The following is a 21,522-nucleotide window of genomic DNA, read 5'->3' on the forward strand; positions in this document are numbered from 1 at the left end:
TGCCATTGGATCGGCTGCACTAGGTGTTCTCGTGAAATTTCTCCTCTCGCTCTTTACGTTGTTTAGTCTGTTATGTGCCAATTTAGTACATGCTAATTTACTCAATATCGCTCCTGAAACGGTTGAAGCGCAAGCTTGGTCGATCGTAGATGCTCAATCAGGTCAAATCATTGCTGAACATAATAGTCATGTTCAACGTTCGCCTGCATCACTCACCAAAATGATGGTGGCTTATATTGCTTTGAAAGAAATCGAAGCAGGTAAATTACGTAAGGAAGAGGTATTAACCGCAACACCTGTGGTGAGCACGGTCATGTGGGATGAATCCCAAATGTATTTAAAAGCTGGTGAACAAATTTCTGTTGATCAACTTTTAGCAGGACTGATTGTCATGTCTGCGAATGATGCAGCAGTTACGCTTGCTGAAAAAATTTCAGGTGGTGTTCCACAGTTCGTTGCGCGAATGAATAAAGAAGCCCAAGCCTTAGGGATGAAAGATACCCATTTCAGTAATCCTGCTGGTATCACCATGACAGATCATTACTCAACTTCAGCAGATTTGAGTTTATTAGCAAAAGCTATCGTAAAAGAAACACCTGAATATTTACATTATTCAAAAATGCCAAGCTTTAGCTATAACCAACGCTTTCACCGTGCAACGAATCTTGCATTAAAAATGGATCCAACAGCAGATGGTTTAAAAACAGGTTATACCAAGGCGGCAGGTTACAACTTGGCTTTAACCGCTGAGCGCCCGACTCTAAATCCACATGTTGATAAGCGTCGTTTGATTGTAGTGGTACTTGGAACACCAAGTGCGGTAAAACGTGCTGAAGTCGCGCATAAATTAATGAATTTAGCTTATACATACACACGCGATGAAGAAGTGATTCCAAAGCAAAAGCTAATTGCTGAACTTCCTGTAATCAAATCAACTTTAAAAATTTTCAAAGTTGAAACTCAACAACCCACTATCGTAACAACATCTTTATACGATCAAGCGACACCAATTGATTTAAATAGTTTTGATTTACTCACACAGCGTATACATTTGCTTGATACAAACCAGCAAATCAAAACCATTGAACCACTTGAAACGACAAAAACACACGTCAATATCAAACTCAATGAACAGCATTTAACAGCGCCATTGACGCAAGTCATGAATTTGGCCACAGTGACGGTTTATCAAAATAATCAGTTAATTCGTAGCCTACAAATTGAAAATAACGTGGAAATTGAAGAAGCGAATATTTTTCAAAAAATTATGATTTGGTTCGCAAACTTATTCTCGTTTTTTTCAACAAATGATGTCAAAGCTGCCAAACTTTATCCTTTAAATCAAGGATAAAAAACCTACTATTTTTATCAAGATTAACCATACAATGTTGAAAAAAGGATGGCATAATCCAACCATCCTTTCACAAAAATAATTAGGTTAATCATGAGCAAAACCTTACATCATATCGTGATTGTGGGTGGTGGCGCAGGTGGTTTAGAGCTTGCAACACAATTAGGTGAACGTTTTGGCAGGAAAAAGAAAGCCAAAATTACCCTAATCGACCAAAATCTCACGCATATATGGAAGCCTCTCCTACACGAAATTGCCGCTGGCTCGCTAAATCCTCACGAAGAACAAACCAATTATTTTGCTCACGCAGAAAAACATGATTTTGAGTTCATCCTCGGAACCTTAATCAACGTAAAGAAAGATCAAAAGCAAATTACGATTTCACCTCCTCAACTTTCTAAAGAACATACTCCTGTTATTCAAAGTCTCAGCTACGATACGTTGATATTAGCTGTTGGTTCAGTTTCAAATGACTTCGGAACTGAAGGTGTACGTGAAAATTGTCATTTCTTAGATAGTCGCAAACAAGCCGATATTTTCCAACAGGACTTATTCCATCTTTATATTGAAGCGCAAAACCAAGCAACTGAACGTGCCTTGAATATTGGTATCGTGGGTGCGGGTGCAACAGGTGTTGAATTAGCGGCTGAACTGATTGAAACTACGAAGAATTTTTATCGTTATGGGTTAAAGAAAATTAATCCAAAGCAAGTTAAAATTACTTTGATCGAAGCCTCAGATCGTATCTTGCCTGCGCTCAATGAAAAAACAGCTACACATAGCGCGAAACAATTACAAAAAATGGGCATCGACATTCTGACGCAACATAAAGTGCAAAACGTCGATGAATCAAATGTCTATTTTAGCAACGGTCATGTTTTGCATTCGGACATTACCGTATGGGCGGCAGGTGTCAAAGCACCTAAAGTTTTAGAATCATTTACAGATTTTAAACGCGATAAAATTAATCGTTTAATGGTCTATGCGACATTACAAACGTATTCAGATCCAAATGTATTTGCCTTTGGAGATTGTGCAAATTGTCAGCTTGATGCACGTCAACCTCCATTAGGACCACGTGCACAGGTCGCAAGCCAACAAGCGACATTCTTGGTAGATGCCATGGCCGCTCGTTTATCTGGTTCACCTCAACCTATGTTTAATTTCAGTGATAAAGGCTCTTTGGTTTCATTAAGCCGTAATCAGGCTGTTGGAGAATTACTCGGTGATGTAAGCGTACAAGGTTTTATTGCCAAAACAATGTATGTGTCTTTGTATCGATTACATCAAGCCAATATTCATGGTTATACCCAAGCAGGAATGCTCACCATGAAAGATTTTCTGACACGTCGTGTACGTCCAAAAATTAAACTTTATTGAGTTGAAATTTTCTATTTCGTTCCCATTTATAACGAAATAGTTTCAAAAAGTGGAAAATAGTCAACAAAATCTATTTTTCACTTTATGATGTACACCTAAATTGATTGAATGGATCAAACAACATGACTGCTATTGCAAATAACCACGTGGTTTCATTCCACTACACTTTAACAAACGCTGAGGGTGAAACACTTGATCAATCTCAAGGTGAACCACTTGCATATTTGCACGGCGCGGGCAACATCATTCCAGGTTTAGAAAATGCACTTCTTGGTAAAACAGTAGGCGAAAAATTTACTGTAACTGTTCCAGCTGCTGAAGGTTATGGCGAATATAACCCAGACCTCGTACAAGAAGTTCCAGCTCAAATGTTCCAAGGTGTAGACAATATCCAAGCGGGTATGCAATTCCAAGCTCAAACTGATGATGGCGTTCAAATCGTAACTGTTAAAGCAGTTGAAGGCGACAACGTTATTGTTGATGCAAACTTCCCTCTTGCTGGTCAAGACTTAACTTTCGAAGTTGAAATCGTAGAAATCCGTGATGCTAGTCAAGAAGAATTAGATCACGGTCATGTTCACGGTGCAGGTGGTCACCACCACTAATTCATTTTTGAATTAGATAAAAAAGCAAAGCTTCGGCTTTGCTTTTTCTTCACATAAGCACCTATAAAATATAAATAATAATTTTTAAAGAACTTTATAGAATTGCTATGTCAAATACTTATCAATTAATCTGGTTCCGCCAAGACCTCCGCGTCCGTGATCAGGCTGCTTTATGGCATGCCCGTCAGAATGGTCCATGTATAGCGATTTGTATTCTGTCACCTGAACAATGGCAACGTCATGATGATGCGGATATTAAAATTGATTTTTATTTGCGCCAACTTTTAGAGCTAAAAACAGAACTTTCCAAACTACAGATCCCTTTACTCATATTTACTGTGTCTCTTTGGGATGACATTGCGGAGTTTTTTGTTGATCTCGCAGAAAAATTACCATTTGAAAATGTGTATGCCAATATTGAATTTGGCTTCAATGAACTCAAACGCGATAATGAAGTACAACAAAGTTTAAATCGTCAAAAAAAAGAACTTATACTGTTTCAAGATCGAACGCTGTTTCCAGTTGCAAGTATTCGAACTCAATCGAATCTACCCTATCAAGTTTTTGGTGCTTTCAAAAAAAGTTGCTATCAGCGCTTAGAGCTCGGTTTACCTCAGTGTTATCCAATCCCAGAAACCCAAGCAACCTTAGAGTTTGATTTTTGTCAACTACACCAAACAGATTTACAGCACATCCAAAACCACTATGCTGACAAAATTAAAGACAAAAATACGAGTGAATGGCGAGTGGGTGAAAAACATGCGAGAAACCTACTCAATCAGTTTGTTGAAAAACGAATTATTCAATATAACGCTTTACGGGACTACCCTTCGGTTAAAGGAACTAGTCAACTTTCTGCTTATTTAAATATTGGAATTATTTCAATTCGTCAGTGCATTCAAGCAGCATTTAGACATCAACAAGGTGATTTTGTTATCCAGTCCGAAGGACAACAAACATGGTTGAATGAATTATTATGGCGTGAATTTTATCAACATATATTATTTGATTTTCCACAAGTTTCTAAGCACTTGCCTTTTAAAGCTGCAACACAGAATGTTCAATGGCGTGATGATAGCGATGGTTTTGAAAAATGGAAACGAGGACAAACAGGTATTCCAATTGTTGATGCGGGTATGCGTCAACTTCTTTCCACGGGTTGGATGCACAACCGAGTTCGCATGATTTGCGCCATGTTCCTAACTAAAAATCTATTAATTGATTGGCGCAAAGGTGAACAATGGTTCATGCAAAACCTGATTGATGGCGATCTAGCTGCAAATAATGGTGGTTGGCAATGGTGTGCATCCACAGGAACTGATGCAGCTCCCTATTTCCGAATTTTTAATCCAATTAGCCAATCACAAAAGTTCGATGAAAATGGCGTTTATATTCGACGTTGGGTACCAGAACTCGCGCATTTGGATGCACAAATCATACATGAACCTTATGCAAAAGATGTATCAAAAAATCTCAATTATCCGAAACCAATTGTTGATCTTAAAACTAGCCGAGCACGCGCGATCGAAGCTTTCAAATCATATTTATAGCCTTCACCAAGGCTATAAATTTGCTGAGTAATCATTTTTTAATCGCACAAATAAACAGTTCATCAAACCAACAACATAAAACAATCAAAAACCAGATTAATATGGTGTTAAGTTAATCAGAAAAGAATTCGTTAAAATAAAAATGATTCATCTATTTGCCCCTATAATTACGTTTACATATATAAAAAGAGAGCCATTATGTCTTTGTCATACCATCAAGAACTTCATGTCATACAACGCTCAGGATGGCTGCGTGCTGCCGTGCTTGGCGCAAATGATGGCATTATTTCTGTCACAAGTTTAATTATGGGGATGGCAGCCAGTGGTGCGAGTTCGCAAACACTCTTGGTCACCTGTATTGCTGGACTGATCTCAGGTGCAACCTCGATGGCGGCTGGAGAATATATTTCGGTAAAATCTCAAGAAGATATTGAAAAATCAGACTTAAAATTTGAAGCAACTGAACTTGAAAAAAATCCGCATGCAGAATTGAAAGAACTGACTGAAATTTATATTTCGAGAGGTCTAAAACCTGAATTGGCACATGAAGTTGCCACACAACTCACAGAACATGATGCACTTGGGGCACATGCCCGTGATGAAATTGGCATACATGAAAATACTGCTGCGAATCCGATTCAAGCAGCGCTCTCTTCTGCTGCTTCCTTTTCATGTGGTGCCGTACTTCCTATGCTTGCCATTTTACTCAGCCCAAGTTCATGGGTCGCTCGCTCAGTTTTAATTACAGGTATCGTTTCACTCGCATTATTGGGAGCGTTATCCAGTTATTTTGCTCGAACATCAATGCTAAAAGGTAGTCTACGTATTACCTTATGGGGCATTTTAGCCATGGCATTTTCGAGTTGGGTCGGCTCATTGTTCCATGTGACTGGCATTTAATTTCTGTGTGACTCGGTATTTTAAAAGATTAGTATTCAATAATTAAATACTGATTATTATTTGCAGGGCTTTTTGTTTTTACGTTATGGTGATAGAAAAGCTAAAGAGTATATAAATCATGTCAATTTTAGAATTATTAGAAATAAAACATCCTATTTTCATTGCTCCAATGGCTGGTGTATCAACACCAGAGCTTGCTGCTGAAGTTTCTAATCAAGGTGCTTTAGGTTCTTTGGGACTCGGGGCAAATTCAGCAGAGACAGCAAAACAACAAATTATTAAAACTCAAGAACTGACTGACCACCCTTTTCAAGTTAATTTTTTCTGCCATCAATCAGAACAACTCGATCCAGAAGTTGCTCAACAGTGGATTAATTATATTCGTCCTGAATTTGAAAAATTCGGAGCAGAACCTCCGACTGAATTGGATTGTATCTACCCAAGCTTTTTAGATAATGATGATTTCCTGAACGTTGTACTTGAAACTCGCCCCAAAGCTGTGAGTTTTCATTTTGGAATTCCACATCCTCATCAAATTGAAGCCTTAAAACAAGCTGGAATTATCACCATGGTTTCTGCAACCAATCTCATTGAGGCTCAGGCAATCGAAGCGGCAGGTATTGATATTATTATTGCTCAAGGCATTGAAGCTGGAGGACACCGAGGTATTTTTAATCAAACTTTTGATGCAGCCATTAAAACCAGTGATCTTGTGCAACTGATCTCAACACATTGTAAATTACCTGTCGTAGCTGCTGGCGGTATTATGAATGGTGATCAAGCAAAATCGATGTTGAAATTAGGTGCTGCTGCTGTTCAATTGGGTACGGCATTTGTGCAATGTAAAAGTTCGAATGCGAATGCAGCCTATCGAAAAGCTTTATTCAGTCAATCTATTACACAGATCAGTTCAAGCTTATCAGGTCGTCCAGCACGTGGTTTAGTGGGGACTTGGCACACACTGATTGACTCACCAAATCGACCTCAAACGCCAGCATATCCTTATACTTATGATCTAGCTAAACAACTCATGAGTATTGCAAATACCCACCGAGATTTTAGTTATAGTGCATTTTGGGCAGGGAGCAATGTGGCACAAATTAGAGAGTTGGAAGCTGCCGATTTAGTCAATCAGTTGGTCTTAGAAATTAAAACCAACTAATCCATATCTACAAAAAACCGACCCTAAGGTCGGTTTTTTAGATTTATTTAATCGCATCAAGTAATTTGTGTTGCGCGTTGTGCGGTTCCTCACCCTGAGCGGGTTTAGCGCGATCCCAGACACCATCACCTTGTAATAACCAAGCTTGCTGATTGTCTTTTAAGTAATTCATTAAACCTAATTGATAAATACGCTTTTTCAATGCAGGATCTTCAATCGGGAAACATGCTTCTACACGATTAAATAAATTACGATCCATCCAATCTGCACTTGAACAATAAATACGAGGATTACCATTATTACTAAAATAATAAACTCGTGTATGTTCCAAGAATCTTCCCACGATTGAGCGAACACGAATATTCTCTGACAAGTTCGGGAGACCCGGACGTAAGCAACAAATTGAACGAATAATTAAGTCAATTTGTACGCCTGCTTGCGATGCTTCATATAACTTATTGATCAGTTGGACTTCGGTTAACGCATTCACTTTTACAATAATCTGTGCCGATTTACCCTCTTTGGCATTCGCAATTTCTTCATCAATATAGTTGATTAGTTGAGCATGTAATGTAAATGGTGCATGCAATAACTTTTTCGGTTTTGCCATTTTCCCCATGCCCGTAAGCTCTTGGAAAATCCGATGTACATCTTCACACAAATCTTTATCTGTAGTCATTAGACCATAATCGGTGTAAATACGTGCATTCGTGGCATGGTAGTTCCCTGTACCCAAATGTACATAACGTACTAATTTATTATTCTCACGGCGTACCACTAAAATCATTTTGGCATGTGTTTTATAACCAACGATCCCATAAACAACTACGGCACCCGCTTCTTGCAATACATTTGCAACTTCAATATTTGATTCTTCATCAAAACGAGCACGTAACTCAATCACAGCAGTGACTTCTTTACCATTGCGCGCCGCTTCGGCAAGAACTTGAACAATTTCTGAGTCTGCACCACTACGATAAAGTGTTTGTTTAATTGCCAAAACTTGCGGATCACGTGCTGCTTCACGCAATAATTGAATTACAGGCGCAAATGATTCAAATGGATGATGCAATAAAATGTCTTGCTTTTGCATCGCGGCAAAAATACTTTCAGTCTTCTTGAATACTTTTGGAACCACTGGCGTATGCGAGTCATAGCGTAAATGTGGACGTTTAAAATTAGAAAGTAATCGAGCCAAATTTACAGGACCGTCTACGCGATAAAGCTGTTCTTCTTCTAAATCAAATTCATCCAATAAATATTCATAAATATGCTTTGGACAATTATGCGTAACTTCTAAACGAACGGCACGTCCAAAACGACGTGAACTTAACTCACCTTTTAAAGCTTTTGCTAAATCTTCAACATCTTCATTTAAGGCTAAATCTGCATTACGCGTCACACGGAATTGATAACAACCTGTTGCCGTCATACCTGGGAATAGATCTGAAACATGTTCATGGATAATCGCAGATAACATGACATGATGTTCTTTACCATCCGTAAGCTCATCGGGTAAACGAACCACACGAGGTAAAGAGCGAGGCGCGGGCACTACAGCAAGATCAATCTGACGACCAAAAGCATCTTTACCTTCCAGCGTGACAATAAAGTTCAAACTTTTATTGACTAAACGTGGAAATGGATGTGCTGGATCAAGACTAATCGGTGTTAAAACGGGCGCAACTTGTTCTTGGAAGTATTTTTTAATCCATGCAGATTGTGCTGGGGTCAATTCGCCACGGCGTAAGAAGCAAATATCTTCCTCACGCAATTTTGGTAAAATTTGTTCATTTAAAATACGATATTGTCGTTCAATCGCAGCATGTGCTGTTTTAGAAATTTGATCGAGCACTTGCTTAGGGGTCAAACCATCTGGTGTACGACTTTCATTGCCTAAAGTTAATTGCTCCATCATTCCTGCAACACGAATTTCAAAAAATTCATCTAAATTTCTTGAAAAAATAAGCAGGAAATTCATTCTTTCTAACAATGGGTGGAGAGGATCAACTGCTTGCTCAAGTACGCGTAAATGAAAATCGAGAATAGAAAGTTCACGATTTATATATCGATCATTATAAGTATATTCTGTTGGCGTTGTTGTCGTCACTGCAGTATTCATACTGAACCTTGTCGCTTTATCATTCATCAAAACACGGTTTAAGTATGCTGCAAAATTATGTCAATTTGGTAAAAAAGCCCAAAAATATTGAGCTTTTTTTAATTTATCTGAATTATTGTGGAATTTGTGTACTATTCATATACCTTAAAATCACACGCTTACGAAACTGTAACTTATGATCATTGCGATGATCTTGATAATACTTAGGATTTGGTAGTAAAGCAGCTAAAAAAGCAGCTTGTTCACGCGTTAAACTTTTCGAGCTCTTACCATAATAAAATTGTGCGGCAGCTTCAACACCATAGATGTTTTGACCAAACTCGACCGAATTCATATAAACCTCTAAAATTCGACGTTTTGACCACATACGTTCCATCATCCATGTAGCAACAGCTTCCTGCCCCTTACGAATAAATGAACGCTGATTATAAAGGAATAAGTTTTTTGCTAGCTGTTGAGAAATCGTGGAACCGCCTGCAACGACTTCTCCTTTTTCATTATTACGCTCTAATGCAAACTGAATCCCAGCCCAATCGAAACCATGATGATGAATAAATTTAGCATCTTCAGCAGCTAAAATTGCATGCTTAAAGTTATCACTAATGTCATCATAATCACGCCAGTCTTGTTGAATTGGCTTAAAGTCAGTCAGGTAATCCCAACGCATAAACATCGTTGTTTCAACGGGCTGCGTTCTCCACCATACCAAGCTACTAAAAATCCAAAGCTGAATGAGAAGAATGATACCGATAATCAACATCACTGCACGTGCTAAAAAGGCTTTCATTAAAGCGCATCTCTCCTTGGGCAACAAATTCATGCTAAGCTATTTTTATATCGTAATAACTTGCATAAACATATGACTGAAACCACTCCACCACAAATTACTCAAAAGTTGCAAATACAGATATGGTGGTTTACAGCATTATTCATTGCCATCAATGTTGGTTTATTTGGCTGGCAAATTCTTTCAGGTGTGAATATTACCGACCCTTCCCCTATGGATGCAATTACTTGGGGAGCAGATTTTACACCACTCACCTTCTCTGGACAGCCCGAACGTCTGTTTAGCAGTATGTTTTTCCATTTCGGTCTGATCCATTTAATGCTGAATATGTGGGCACTGTATATTTTTGGAAGTGTTGCTGAACCGCTTTTTGGTCGTCGTTATTATATTTTGCTGTATTTTCTCGCGGGTTTAATGGGTAGCGTTCTTTCCAGTTATCTCAGTATTCGTGACGGCTATGAATTATTACAACATTTTGATCCCAAATTACTGCCACATATCAGTGCTGGTGCATCTGGCGCAGTGATGGGTTTAGGTGCTGCGCTCACAACTGTTTCTTTATTTCCACCTTTGCCCCAACAACGTTTTTGGTTGGATAAAAAGTCATTATTATTAATTATGGGCATCAACCTTGCCTTTGGTTTTACTGTCTCAGGTATTAATAATGCAGCACATATCGGTGGAATGATCATGGGTGCTTTACTTGCAGGCTCTTGGTATTTCAGTCATAAAACTCAACATCCAGTTATCTTACAAATCATTGCACTGGTTTTAGCTAGTTTATTAACGCTCGGATTTTATGTTTACTGTAATGAGTTAAGCACAGGACTTAATTCTCTATGGAATGAAATCCTGCGCCAAAACCAGTTAAGCTTTTAAGATTGATTGATCTCTCTCAGACTTTGTAACGGTGGAATATCACATAAATAACTGAGTCGATATCGACCAATCAACATACATACCAGCATCATACTGAGCGGTAAAATTAACCAAATTTCAGGATGAAATTGGATTGCCATTTGCATCTTGTAACTGGCAATCGCACTAATCACTTCAGCAAAAAGACATGCTACAATTCCTGCCACCAAGCCAATAAAACCAATTTCTAAACTGAGCATCTGTTTTAATTTATTTTTTGCGACACCAAAAGATCGTAATAAAGCCACTTCTTTACGGCGCTCATCCATTAAAACATTCAAACATGCAATTAAAACCAAGATACCTGACAAACCAACCAATATTGCCAGTACTGTCACTACCTGAACCAATATATTCATTAAACGTTTCACTTCATCTAAAACACGCCCAACATCAATAAATACAGTATTGGTAAATTGTTCAATCAATCGCACCATTTTTGGCTGATCCGCAGTAGGGACATAAAAACTGCCTAAATAACTTCCTGCATTTTCATCCATGGTTTTGGGCGAAAAAATAAAGAAAAAATTAGGGCTAAAACTCTCCCACTCAACTGAACGTAGGTTAATCACTTTGGCATCCAATGATCCTTCAGGCAAACTAAAACTCAGTTGATCCCCCACTTTAATCCCTAATTCAGTAGCCAATTTTTCTTCTACCGACACTTGCCCAACTTGGGTGAACTTTGGGTTCCCTTGAGTAATCAGATTATCTTTTGGATAAAGCTCCGCTTGAGTCAGATTCAGTTCACGGCGTAAGGAATTATTTTGTTGAATCAGTTCAGTACTGAAAGCCTGACCATTTTTAGCAATCAAGCGTCCCCGAATATTGGGATATAGAGGTGTTGATTGCCACTTATTCTGCTCAAGCTGTTGTTTGAACTGTGGCATATCAAATGGTGGCAGACCGTAGACAAACTGATTCGGTGTACCTTCAGGCAATTGCTGCTGCCAACGCTCTAATAAATCCGTTCTTAAAACACTTAGAACTGTTATTAAGCTGAGACCTAAAGCAAGTGCTGTGATTTGCAAAGCCGTCTGATGTGGGATTCGAACATAAGCAGATAAGGGATGTTTCAACTGCTTAATTACTCTCAGTAATGACCAAATCACAGCAAATAGAGTCACACAAAGTACTAATATGGCAGATAAGACCAATAAACTTAATTTTAAATTATCACTCAGCACCAAACTAAAGATGACCAAACTCACAATACCGACACTAAACATCATCATGTAGGACTTACGTGAACGCTCTTGCTGACGAATGACACGAATCGGTGGCGTATTCAATAATTCCCAAATACTTGGCAAAATGAAACCAATCAGCACCATGACACTGGTAAAAATTGCGATGGGTAATGCCATAAGCAAATCAGCAATGGCAAAGCTGAGTTGCAATTGTGGAATCAGTTGCAACATCAATTGCAACAAACCGTATCCCAACGCGATTCCGATTAAGCTTCCAATCACAATTGATAAGGCACTGACAATCGCAAGCAATATCATATAAGCGACTAATATCTGTCGTTTACTCGCACCGAGACAACGCATCAAAGCAATATGATCCTGATTTTGTTGCACATAACGTTGGCTGGTTAAAGCAATCGCAATCCCACACAGTAGAATGGTTAAGAGGTTGGCAAGCTGTAGAAAGGTATCCAGATTTTCAATAGGTTTCATCAAACGGGTATTGGACTGACTCGCATCACGTAGTTTCAGTGTGCTTTGTTCACTATTCTCTGCTTGTTGATTATGAGGATCAGCTTCAAGCTTAGTTTCTTGTTTAAAGACGGTCTTAAATGTTTCAACTTGTTTTGGCTCACCTGCCATTAATAATCGATAATCAATCCGACTCCCAACCTGAATAGCATTCGTTTTCGCAATATCTGCTTGATGAATAATCACGGTTGGTGAAAAACCTGAAAAGCCCAACTCCTGATTAGAGTCATGCTCAATAATGCCTGTTACTTTAAATTTTCCATCAGCAATGGCAACCTGATCCCCCACTTTTACTTTTAACAGATCAATTGCTCTTGGACTTAACCAAACTTCACCTTGTTGAATGGATTTCGCTCTCGGTTGAATCTCTAATTTACCACGCAGTGGAAAATGTTCATCGACAGCTTTGACATTGACCATCACAAATTGGTCTTGGGTATGTGCCATTGATCCAAACAAAGTGACAGGTGTCTGTTTTAGATGAAGTTGTTGGGCGTTTTGTACCCACTTTGATTGGATAGGGTCATTATCAGACAAAACTAAATCTGCACCCAGCATTTCGGCAGCTTGCAATGAAACGGCATTTTGAACTTGAGTATTACTAAATTTTAATGCGGTGGTGGCACTTATAGCTAAAGACAGGGCAATAATCAGTAAATATAACCCTCCTGTGCGGAAACTTTGCAAAAGTAGTGGTTTGAAAACTGAACTCATACACCCTCCTGCACTTTTACAATTTCTTGGATTTGACCATCAAGCAATTTGACATGCCGTTGACACAAGGCTGCCAAATTTTGATCATGCGTTACAAGGATTAAAGTTGTTCCGAGTTCTTTGTTTAAATCAAATAACAGTTGCTCAATTTCTGCTGCAGTTTGCCCATCCAGATTACCTGTCGGTTCATCTGCAAAAATAATCTTAGGCTCAGCAATTAAGGCTCGAGCAATCGCAACACGTTGTTGCTCACCACCCGATAAAACTTTAGGCGTTTGCTGTGCTTGGCGAACTAATCCAACACGCTCTAGCCATTGCAATGCCTTATTTTCAGCTTGCCTAAAATTAAAATCAGGCTGAAGACGTAAGGGTAACATCACATTTTCGAGTGCGCTGAGCTGTGGTAAAAGCTGAAAAGATTGAAACACGAAACCGATATTTTCTAAACGGACCTGAGCACGCTGCTCTTCAGTTAAAGTATGCACCGCTTGTCCACAGACCCACAATTCCCCCATACTTGGTCGATCAAGTGTTGCTAGAATACCTAATAGAGTGGATTTTCCAGAACCTGAACGACCTGTAATCGCAATCTGTTCCCCCTGATAAATATCTAAATCGATATTTTTTAAGATGGTTAATGTTTGCTGATTAATGTGGATATTTTGTGTAACTTTTTGGGCAGAAATAATCGGCTGTGGCATCATGTCACGTATCCTTTAGGACAAATTTAAAGTGCAATGCAAATATCTAAAGTTTTATTTTCGCTATCCAAAACATTTGGAATCATCACGATTTGCTCATTACCCGCTTTCGCATCAGCAAAGACTATTTTAATTTTGGGTGACAGTCTCAGTGCAGGTTATGGCATAGATGCCAAACAAGGCTGGGTAAACCTATTACAACAGCGTTTAGACCAACAGTATCCGAAACAGCATAAAGTGGTCAATGCAAGCGTCAGTGGTGAAACTACAAGTGGTGCTTTGGCAAGATTGCCTAAATTATTACAAACTTATCAGCCTGAAATTGTTGTAATTGAGTTAGGTGGAAATGATGGCTTACGAGGTCAACCCCCTCAAATGATTCAAAAAAATTTAGCACAATTGGTACAACTCAGCCAAAAGCAGAAAGCCTCTGTTTTACTATTTGGCATGAAAATACCACCCAATTATGGGACGGCGTATAGCAGCGTTTTTGAAAAAAATTATAAAGTTGTAAGCCAGCAATATAAAGTCAAGTTATTGCCTTTCTTTTTAGAAGGGATCGCTGGACATAAAAATTTAATTCAAAACGATCAAATTCACCCAAATGCTAAAGCCCAACCTATTCTATTAAATTTAGCTTATCCATACATAAAAGGTGCCCTTTAGGCACCTCTTATTTTTTAGAGTTTGAGATTTTAATTAAAAATCAAAGAATGTCACTTCACCTGTCTCAAGCGAATATTCTGCGCCAACAACAATCATTTTGCCTTTTTCAATTAAACCTTCTAATACAGCTGAGCCATGACGTAGCTGATTCACTGAAGCAAATACATTTGAACGTACTGCATGCGCAGACAATTTTTTCAAATCATCCTTTAACTCAGTTTGCATTAAGATTTCAACAGATGGGCGTACACGATTTACGATTGACATCAAGTTTGAAGATGGTGCTTGATCCGGATGTTTGAGTGTATCAATCGTTGCTTGAATCGCACCGCAATGACTATGTCCTAATACAACAACCACAGCACAATCATAACGTTCAGCAGCAAATTCAACACTACCAACCTGAGAGGGTGCAACAATATTTCCAGCAACTCGGATAACAAACAAGTCACCTAACCCCTGATCAAATACCATTTCCGCAGGCACTCGAGAATCAGAACATCCTAAGACGATAGCAAAAGGATTTTGTTCACTTGCCATTTCAGCACGCTCTTGGTGAGTGAGCAATTTTTGCTGGGTCGTTTCCCCTTTAACAAAACGAGCATTACCAGATTTTAAACGTTCTAAGGCTTCTTGAGCGGTGAGCATGCGTACATCCATCTATGATTGACATGAAAAACTAGTTTAATGTGGGTATGCTAGATTGTCACTGACAAAAATAAAAACTCTTAGATAATTGAGTGTCCTGATATCAAGAAAAATAATGGAAAAATAATCATTTCATTGGCAAGAATTTCCATACATCTGTAGATTATGCAAATGACTGCATTCCAAACTTCTACAATAATCAATTGGTTTAAAAATGAATCAAGGATAGAACAATCATGACCAAAACACTGTTTTCAACACCATTCCGAAAAACGATCACTGCCACTTTGCTCTCATTCAGCTTAGCAACAATTGCTGTAAGTTCTACTCAAGCTGCTGAAATAGAAATGAGTTTCCAAAATGTATTACAACAAGAACGTGCTTGGGCTGGCTTACAGACCAAGCCTTTAAAAGTAGGAGATATTAGTTGGTCATATAGTGAAGGTGGTCAAGCAGGAAAACCTATTGTTATTTTAATTCATGGTTTAGCAGGTAGTCGTGATAACTGGAATCGTGTCGCACATGCATTAACCGCAAATTACCATGTTATTATCCCTGACTTACCAGCGAGTGGCGAAACACAAGTTCCTAAAGACTTTGATTATTCAGTTCCGAATGTGACTGAAAAATTACGTCGTTTTATCGAAGCCGCAAATTTGACAGGTCCAGCACATATTGCAGGTCACTCACTTGGTGGATCGATTGCAATGCTTTATGCAGGTCAATATCCTTTTGAAACGAAAAGCCTGTTCTTGGTCGATGCTGCTGGTGTGTACAAAGCAGCAACAACGCCTTACCTAAAAGATCCGAAACATTTGAAAAACATGATCGTCAGTAAAAAAGGTGACTTTAATTTCTTGATGCAACAGGCGATGTATGCTCCGCCATTTATTCCAAAAGAAATTGCTCAAGCACAGGAAAAAATGATGATTGGTCAAGTTGAGCAAACTCAAAAAATGGTGGATCAATTGATCGCACTCAATAAACTGTTTACTCCTGATTCTTTTGCTCTGCTTGCAAAATCAATTGATGCGCCCACCCTGATTTTATGGGGCAAGCAAGATAAAATTATTAATGTCGAAGTGGCACCTGAGTTAAAATCATTATTGAAAAATGCGCAAGCACCTGTGATTTTAGATAATGTGGGACATATGCCAATTTTGGAAGCAGATCAATTGGTGGTTCAACAATATCTACCTTTCTTGAGCAAAATCCAGACACAAAAGCCTGCAACTGCACCATCTCCATAAGTTTAGTAAGAATTTGAGGTTTTATGTCTAAACATCCAATGATAGAACAGCTAATTGATGCACAACTTGATTTTTTAGATCAAGAGTTTTCACAATCAGAAACCATTCAATATGAGTTTAAGCAATTCTATCATTGGTTACGGTTGCAACAGCTACAACATATTTGGTCATTTGAACAGATTTTTAAACTGATCGAAAAGCAAATTCTTGCAACGCCCGCAAGTCCATTTCTCATTGAGCAAATTGCTGAGCATATTCGTTTTGCATTGATTCATCCGCTGAACGATAGCACCACAATTGAAGAGGTTATGCCTGTATTAACCATCGACTCAATTGCACAATACGTCGCAGGAAAAGCTGGACATCGGCAACGTTTAATTCAAACTATCGTCAATAATCCAGCCTTTTCAGCCTTGATTACGCAGCTTATACAACACTCCATCCAAGATTACTTAGATAATTCGGTCATGTCTAAACGCGTTCCTGGCGTAGGACATTTCATGAAAATGGGAAAATCCGTTTTAGAAACCGTTACGGATTCCAACCTGAATGAAACAATTGGTCATTATTTGCAAAAGAATATTTTAAAAATTAGCCAAATGAGCGAAAAAGTTTTGAATCAACATTTTAATGATGACAAGCTCTATCACTTCCAAGCAAATCTTTGGCATAAAATCAAACTGATGCCGATTTCAGTATTGCGAAATTATTTTGAAGTCCAAGACCTACCTCAAACTGTGGGATTAGGTCATGAAATTTGGGATCATATTCGCCAAACGCCTTACTTGAAACAGCAGATTCATGATGGGGTCTATGCATGGTACGCAAGAAACCAAGAGAGAACTTTCGATTTGTTACTGCGTGATCTAAATATTGATGAAGATTTAATTCAGAATGAATTGAATAATTTACTTACACCCGTGCTACAGCAAGTGATTCAAACTGGGTATTTAAGACAACGAGCACGCGCACATCTAGAAAAATTTTATTACTCAGAACAAGTCCATGAAATACTAAAAAAACAAGGCACTTAAAGTGCCTTGTTTTATCGTCGTTTGCTTAGAATGAATATTTTAAACTTGCATAATAAGCCCGACCTGGTTCGTTGTATGTTTGACTGATTGAATTACTATCTCTTAAAATTTGTTTATCAAATAAATTACTTACACCAAGACGAGTGCTGAATTGGCTGTTAAATTTATAGCCCATATTTAAACCGACTAAGCTATAACTTTTTACATCACTTGGCTTAATCGCACTACTTGTACCACCTGAACCCACACCTGCTTCAATCCTATTTTCTGCGAATTGACGTGATTTTTGACGACCATATTGAGTGTAAACAAAATTCACATCCAATTGATCCGTGATGTCATAATCGAAAATTGAGTTAATCGTATACTTTGGAACAAGTGACAAAGGATTTCCTGTTTTCTTATCCTTAGAGTCCATCATATAAGTGAAATTGTTGGTCCAGCGGATATTGCCATAATCTAGTCCTAAACTCCCTTCAAACCCTTGAATCAATGCCTCTGGTGTATTATCCCAACGAAGAATATTCCAAGTCGTTTGCGTAACCCCTCCGTTTGCATTTGTACTTGAACCATTCACAGTCCCAACAATGTCTGTTCCAGCAACAATCTTATTTTTATAATCATTACGGAACCAAGCTAAGCTGGCATTCACAACATCTTTTTGGAATTGAATCCCAATTTCTTTGTTGATTGAAGTTTCTGGTTTTAAATCGCCATTACCTTGTAATAAACAGCGCGAAGCAATATTTGCAGGACAACCATTACCATTGGTACTTAATAAATAACCTTCAGCATTTTGGTACATATTCGGGGCTTTATAGGCTTTGGCAATCCCCCCTTTCAAAGTAAAATGATCATTTAATTTTTGCGTTATGTTTAAACTTGGACTCCAGTTTGAGCCTGATTTACTATGATCATCAAAACGTAAACCGACCACAACATCGGTCATATCTGTAACTTTGAAATTATCTTCAATATATGCCGATGCAATTCGTGATTCCATTTTACTACGATCACCTTTAGCAAGCTGATCGCCATAGCCAGCACCACTTTGATCCTTACCTTGTGTTGTAGAAGTCTGATCAGTGAATTTGTCTTCCACCCACTCGACACCCAAGGTCAATGCTTGTGGTAGATAATATTCAAGTGGAATATTTAGCTCGCCATTTAATCTTAACGTGTCTAGTTTGGATGTAACACGATCATTTAAATTATTAATTTTTCCTTCAACACTTCCTGCTAAACCCTCTGGAAGTCTTTTATTACGTGTTTTATCGTACTGCGCAACCAATTTGCTTTTGCCCCAATCCCAATCTCCCTCATGAGTTAGCGCCAAGCTATCTCGATACATGGTATTGGTTTCATTCCCGATAAGTTGAGAAAGAATTGGGTCGGTTTCTGCATTTGAATTTAATTGAGAGTCTCCAGAATAAATATTGCCTTGGCGACCAGAAGAAATATCAAGCAATACTGTTTGTTCATCAGTTGCTTGCCAAGCTAAGCGCCCAGCAATATCTTTATTTTTAACCCCTTCTCGACCAGCAGCCTGACTGCCAATTGATTTATTAATATCTACTGCATCTGCATCAGTTTTATTGTAATTACCATATAAACGATAAGATAAAATGTCTTTAATGATTGGACCACTAAGATTGAAACTTACTCGAGTAGAATCGCCTTCTTTGGAATCTTCAGGTTGATTGGTATATAGCTCAACGGAACCATGTGTCTCATTCGTTACTTTCTTAGTAATAATATTGACTACACCACCCGCCGCTCCAGAACCATAACGAGCTGCTGCTGGACCTCGTAAAACCTCAATAGACTCGATAGCTTCTACTGGCACCCAATTTGAATCTCCCCGTGTGTCACGCTCTCCTTTCCAACCATAGCGTACAGAGTTACGTGAGGACACAGGCTTTCCATCAATCAAAATGAGTGTATTCTCAGGCCCCATACCACGAATATCAATTTGACGATTATTTCCACGCTGACCTGTTGCACTATTCCCTGTTAAGTTAACGCCTGGCATACGACGAACGTATTCAGAAATATCATTACGTACTGGAATTTTTTCTAAATCTTCGGCAGTGATCTTAGAAACTCCGAGAGATTGTTTAATTTGTTCCTCTGCTGTTAGAACAATTGTCTCCAGTTTAACAACATCGTTTTCATTTGATTTTTCAACCAATCCACTTTGATTAACTGTAGTTTCTGCTGCATATGCAAACGTCATCATGCCACTCAGAATAGAAGTTGCGAGTAATGTATGGCGTGCTATTTTATTAGACATATTCCCACCTGATTAAGATAAATCATAAGATTTGCTAAAAAACTAGGCTAGATTCTAACAAAGAAACAATAAAACTCAATATAAATGATAATAATTATTATTTATATTTTCATTATTTAATTCAGAACACACATTCCTGAACATAATGATGAAATAAAATTTGATTAAATGAATAATAAAAAAAGCCCTATTCAGGGCTTTTATAATGCAATAAATTTCAAGTTTTATTACTTGAAGTACGCACCTTCTGACTGAGAGTGATCAGTTTGGTCAACCACACGCTTTAATTCTGGGACATGCTGTTGTAAAGTCGTTTCAACACCTTGTTTAAGGGTAACATCAATTGCTGAGCAACCTTGGCAACCACCACCAAATTTCAATACAGCAGTAAGACCATGCTCTGGATCATCTTTCACTTCAACTAAACTACAATTACCGCCATGACCCTCTAAACCTGGATTGATCTCAGATTGTAAAATGTAGGTAATTCGTTCTTCAATTGACGCATCTGGGCCAACACGCGGCACTTTCGAATTTGGTGCACGGAAAGTTAATTGACCACCAAAACGGTCTTTGTTGTAGTCAATGACAGCATCTAATAAATATGGAATGGATGGTGCATCAACATAAGCAGGAAAATCAGGATATTCCTGTTTGTAGTCTGTTGGTACTACTTCATCAGGTGCGCTATATGCCATACAACATTCTGCACGCGGTGTACCTGGATGTTCTACAAAAACACGAACGCCAATCCCTGGAGTATTTTGCTTTGATAATAAATCACTTAAATACTCTTGCGCAGATGGAGTAATCAAAAGGTTTGGGATTTCTTCTGCAATGGCAGTGTTGGTGTTCTCAGTCGACATAACAATATTCCTCAAGCTGATGTCGTTATCTTAACCGAAGATGGAGTGTAATAAAAAAAAATCAACCATTTTTGTAGGAATTCTATGCAAGATCATTGTTTATTAAGTTTTTAATGGCATTATTGCTGAGACACTGATCAATTTTAAAACATTTATGTTACATCTACCCTTTAGTCATACTGTGACACTGATCATCATTACAGTTGCCATTTCCTTGTTAGCCTTCTCAAATCAAACGGTGATGAATCGTTTAATTTTTTGGCCACCTGCACTGCAACGTGGGCAGTATGACCGCTTTATTACACATGGTTTTGTTCATGCTGATGGTACTCATTTACTCTTTAACATGATCACGCTGTTCTTCTTTGGCAATATTATTGAAAGCTTTTATCGTCAGTTTTTTTATGACACAGGCTTTGTCTTATTTTATTTAGGTGGATTAATTGCAGCAATTTTACCAAGCTATTTAAAACATCGACATGATATTCGTTGGGCAAGTTTAGGTGCGTCTGGTGCTGTTTCTGCAGTGTTATTTGCTTATATTCTGTTTCAACCATGGAAGCTCATTTTCGTTTTCTTTATTCCCGTTCCAGCCATTATTTTTGCCATTTTATATGTCGCTTACAGTATTTGGTCTGGCAAAAGAGGCAACACAAATATCAACCATAGTGCTCACTTATGGGGAGCAGCGTATGGTGTGGTCATGACAATTTTATTAGAACCTAAAGTGCTGCCGCACTTTTTAAATCAACTCACTCAAATACCATTTTAATTTTTATCATACACGCCCCTTTTTTGGGGCTTTTCTTTTTTTAAGATTAACAATCAAATTTTAATTATTTTTATCATAAAAA

At 38.2% G+C, this 21,522-nt stretch carries 18 protein-coding genes; 11 read left to right on the forward strand and 7 right to left on the reverse strand.

The annotated features are described in order from the left end of the window. Window positions 1-31 precede the first annotated feature (31 nt). The 6 genes from M5121_RS03450 (at window position 32) to M5121_RS03475 (ending at window position 6,948) form a co-directional block, all read left to right on the forward strand. The gene (locus M5121_RS03450; RefSeq protein ID WP_241281727.1) at window positions 32-1,351 is read left to right on the forward strand and encodes a D-alanyl-D-alanine carboxypeptidase PBP6B; all 1,320 of its coding nucleotides are present in this window, start codon (window positions 32-34) and stop codon (window positions 1,349-1,351) included. Window positions 1,352-1,444: 93 nt separating this feature from the next. Continuing rightward, window positions 1,445-2,731 (forward strand): NAD(P)/FAD-dependent oxidoreductase, encoded by a 1,287-nt coding sequence (locus M5121_RS03455; protein WP_249570355.1) that lies wholly within the window; start codon window positions 1,445-1,447, stop codon window positions 2,729-2,731. 122 nt (window positions 2,732-2,853) lie between these two features. Continuing rightward, window positions 2,854-3,336, forward strand: a complete 483-nt coding sequence (locus M5121_RS03460) for an FKBP-type peptidyl-prolyl cis-trans isomerase (protein WP_005217679.1) — start codon at window positions 2,854-2,856, stop codon at window positions 3,334-3,336. A gap of 107 nt (window positions 3,337-3,443) precedes the next feature. Beyond that, on the forward strand, window positions 3,444-4,886 hold the full coding sequence (locus M5121_RS03465) for a cryptochrome/photolyase family protein (protein WP_249570356.1): 1,443 nt from the start codon (window positions 3,444-3,446) through the stop codon (window positions 4,884-4,886). 198 nt (window positions 4,887-5,084) lie between these two features. Next, window positions 5,085-5,786, forward strand: coding sequence for a VIT1/CCC1 transporter family protein (locus M5121_RS03470; RefSeq protein ID WP_208727938.1), 702 nt, complete (start codon window positions 5,085-5,087; stop codon window positions 5,784-5,786). A 118-nt stretch (window positions 5,787-5,904) separates the two neighbouring features. Then, window positions 5,905-6,948, forward strand: coding sequence for an NAD(P)H-dependent flavin oxidoreductase (locus M5121_RS03475; RefSeq protein ID WP_249570357.1), 1,044 nt, complete (start codon window positions 5,905-5,907; stop codon window positions 6,946-6,948). A gap of 43 nt (window positions 6,949-6,991) precedes the next feature. On the opposite strand, the gene ppk1 is transcribed toward M5121_RS03475, so the two are convergent. Both ppk1 and mtgA read right to left on the reverse strand, forming a co-directional pair. Continuing rightward, a complete protein-coding gene (gene ppk1, locus M5121_RS03480) occupies window positions 6,992-9,070 on the reverse strand; it encodes a polyphosphate kinase 1 (RefSeq protein ID WP_087545502.1) in 2,079 nt (692 codons plus the stop codon). A 112-nt stretch (window positions 9,071-9,182) separates the two neighbouring features. Then, window positions 9,183-9,857 carry a monofunctional biosynthetic peptidoglycan transglycosylase gene (gene mtgA, locus M5121_RS03485; protein ID WP_004663315.1) on the reverse strand — a complete coding sequence of 225 codons (675 nt, stop codon included), beginning with the start codon at window positions 9,855-9,857 and terminating at the stop codon, window positions 9,183-9,185. Between the two features lie 72 nt (window positions 9,858-9,929). Between mtgA and M5121_RS03490 the strand changes: the two genes are divergently transcribed. Then, entirely contained in the window at window positions 9,930-10,736 is an 807-nt protein-coding gene (locus tag M5121_RS03490) for a rhomboid family intramembrane serine protease (RefSeq protein WP_249570358.1), read from the forward strand. Here the strand turns inward: M5121_RS03490 and M5121_RS03495 are convergent. Both M5121_RS03495 and M5121_RS03500 read right to left on the reverse strand, forming a co-directional pair. Next, the gene (locus M5121_RS03495; RefSeq protein WP_249570359.1) at window positions 10,733-13,210 is read right to left on the reverse strand and encodes an ABC transporter permease; all 2,478 of its coding nucleotides are present in this window, start codon (window positions 13,208-13,210) and stop codon (window positions 10,733-10,735) included. The two genes, M5121_RS03490 and M5121_RS03495, sit on opposite strands and share 4 nt — an antisense overlap. Further along, entirely contained in the window at window positions 13,207-13,911 is a 705-nt protein-coding gene (locus M5121_RS03500; RefSeq protein WP_087537016.1) for an ABC transporter ATP-binding protein, read from the reverse strand. Before M5121_RS03500 ends, M5121_RS03495 begins: the two co-directional genes overlap by 4 nt. Before the next feature lie 36 nt (window positions 13,912-13,947). On the opposite strand from M5121_RS03500, the gene M5121_RS03505 reads away from it, so the two are divergent. Then, window positions 13,948-14,577 (forward strand): arylesterase, encoded by a 630-nt coding sequence (locus tag M5121_RS03505; RefSeq protein WP_249570360.1) that lies wholly within the window; start codon window positions 13,948-13,950, stop codon window positions 14,575-14,577. Between the two features lie 33 nt (window positions 14,578-14,610). Here M5121_RS03505 and M5121_RS03510 read toward each other — a convergent pair whose 3' ends face one another. Next, window positions 14,611-15,225 carry a carbonic anhydrase gene (locus M5121_RS03510; protein WP_046739769.1) on the reverse strand — a complete coding sequence of 205 codons (615 nt, stop codon included), beginning with the start codon at window positions 15,223-15,225 and terminating at the stop codon, window positions 14,611-14,613. 236 nt (window positions 15,226-15,461) lie between these two features. Between M5121_RS03510 and M5121_RS03515 the strand changes: the two genes are divergently transcribed. Together M5121_RS03515 and M5121_RS03520 are read left to right on the forward strand one after the other, a co-directional pair. Then, window positions 15,462-16,475 (forward strand): alpha/beta fold hydrolase, encoded by a 1,014-nt coding sequence (locus M5121_RS03515; protein ID WP_249570361.1) that lies wholly within the window; start codon window positions 15,462-15,464, stop codon window positions 16,473-16,475. Window positions 16,476-16,498: 23 nt separating this feature from the next. Further along, on the forward strand, window positions 16,499-17,509 hold the full coding sequence (locus M5121_RS03520) for a hypothetical protein (RefSeq protein WP_005158053.1): 1,011 nt from the start codon (window positions 16,499-16,501) through the stop codon (window positions 17,507-17,509). Between the two features lie 25 nt (window positions 17,510-17,534). Here M5121_RS03520 and M5121_RS03525 read toward each other — a convergent pair whose 3' ends face one another. Further along, entirely contained in the window at window positions 17,535-19,802 is a 2,268-nt protein-coding gene (locus tag M5121_RS03525) for a TonB-dependent siderophore receptor (protein WP_249570362.1), read from the reverse strand. 227 nt (window positions 19,803-20,029) lie between these two features. Beyond that, entirely contained in the window at window positions 20,030-20,668 is a 639-nt protein-coding gene (gene nfuA, locus M5121_RS03530) for a Fe-S biogenesis protein NfuA (protein ID WP_004663326.1), read from the reverse strand. Between the two features lie 154 nt (window positions 20,669-20,822). Between nfuA and M5121_RS03535 the strand changes: the two genes are divergently transcribed. Beyond that, complete coding sequence (locus tag M5121_RS03535; protein ID WP_004663327.1) at window positions 20,823-21,440, forward strand: rhomboid family intramembrane serine protease; 618 nt, start codon at window positions 20,823-20,825, stop codon at window positions 21,438-21,440. The last annotated feature ends 82 nt before the right edge of the window (window positions 21,441-21,522 follow it).

Source organism: Acinetobacter sp. ANC5681 (genome assembly GCF_023488045.1).
GTDB lineage: Bacteria > Pseudomonadota > Gammaproteobacteria > Pseudomonadales > Moraxellaceae > Acinetobacter.

Excerpts from the sequence above, each read along its gene's own strand:
- M5121_RS03455 (WP_249570355.1), top strand. The coding sequence starts at position 1,445 with ATGAGCAAAACCTTACATCATATCGTGATTGTGGGTGGTGGCGCAGGT.
- M5121_RS03460 (WP_005217679.1), top strand. The coding sequence starts at position 2,854 with ATGACTGCTATTGCAAATAACCACGTGGTTTCATTCCACTACACTTTA.
- M5121_RS03465 (WP_249570356.1), top strand. The coding sequence starts at position 3,444 with ATGTCAAATACTTATCAATTAATCTGGTTCCGCCAAGACCTCCGCGTC.
- M5121_RS03470 (WP_208727938.1), top strand. The coding sequence starts at position 5,085 with ATGTCTTTGTCATACCATCAAGAACTTCATGTCATACAACGCTCAGGA.
- M5121_RS03475 (WP_249570357.1), top strand. The coding sequence starts at position 5,905 with ATGTCAATTTTAGAATTATTAGAAATAAAACATCCTATTTTCATTGCT.
- ppk1 (WP_087545502.1), bottom strand. The coding sequence starts at position 9,070 with ATGAATACTGCAGTGACGACAACAACGCCAACAGAATATACTTATAAT.
- mtgA (WP_004663315.1), bottom strand. The coding sequence starts at position 9,857 with ATGAAAGCCTTTTTAGCACGTGCAGTGATGTTGATTATCGGTATCATT.
- M5121_RS03490 (WP_249570358.1), top strand. The coding sequence starts at position 9,930 with ATGACTGAAACCACTCCACCACAAATTACTCAAAAGTTGCAAATACAG.
- M5121_RS03495 (WP_249570359.1), bottom strand. The coding sequence starts at position 13,210 with ATGAGTTCAGTTTTCAAACCACTACTTTTGCAAAGTTTCCGCACAGGA.
- M5121_RS03500 (WP_087537016.1), bottom strand. The coding sequence starts at position 13,911 with ATGCCACAGCCGATTATTTCTGCCCAAAAAGTTACACAAAATATCCAC.
- M5121_RS03505 (WP_249570360.1), top strand. The coding sequence starts at position 13,948 with ATGCAAATATCTAAAGTTTTATTTTCGCTATCCAAAACATTTGGAATC.
- M5121_RS03510 (WP_046739769.1), bottom strand. The coding sequence starts at position 15,225 with ATGCTCACCGCTCAAGAAGCCTTAGAACGTTTAAAATCTGGTAATGCT.
- M5121_RS03515 (WP_249570361.1), top strand. The coding sequence starts at position 15,462 with ATGACCAAAACACTGTTTTCAACACCATTCCGAAAAACGATCACTGCC.
- M5121_RS03520 (WP_005158053.1), top strand. The coding sequence starts at position 16,499 with ATGTCTAAACATCCAATGATAGAACAGCTAATTGATGCACAACTTGAT.
- M5121_RS03525 (WP_249570362.1), bottom strand. The coding sequence starts at position 19,802 with ATGTCTAATAAAATAGCACGCCATACATTACTCGCAACTTCTATTCTG.
- nfuA (WP_004663326.1), bottom strand. The coding sequence starts at position 20,668 with ATGTCGACTGAGAACACCAACACTGCCATTGCAGAAGAAATCCCAAAC.
- M5121_RS03535 (WP_004663327.1), top strand. The coding sequence starts at position 20,823 with ATGTTACATCTACCCTTTAGTCATACTGTGACACTGATCATCATTACA.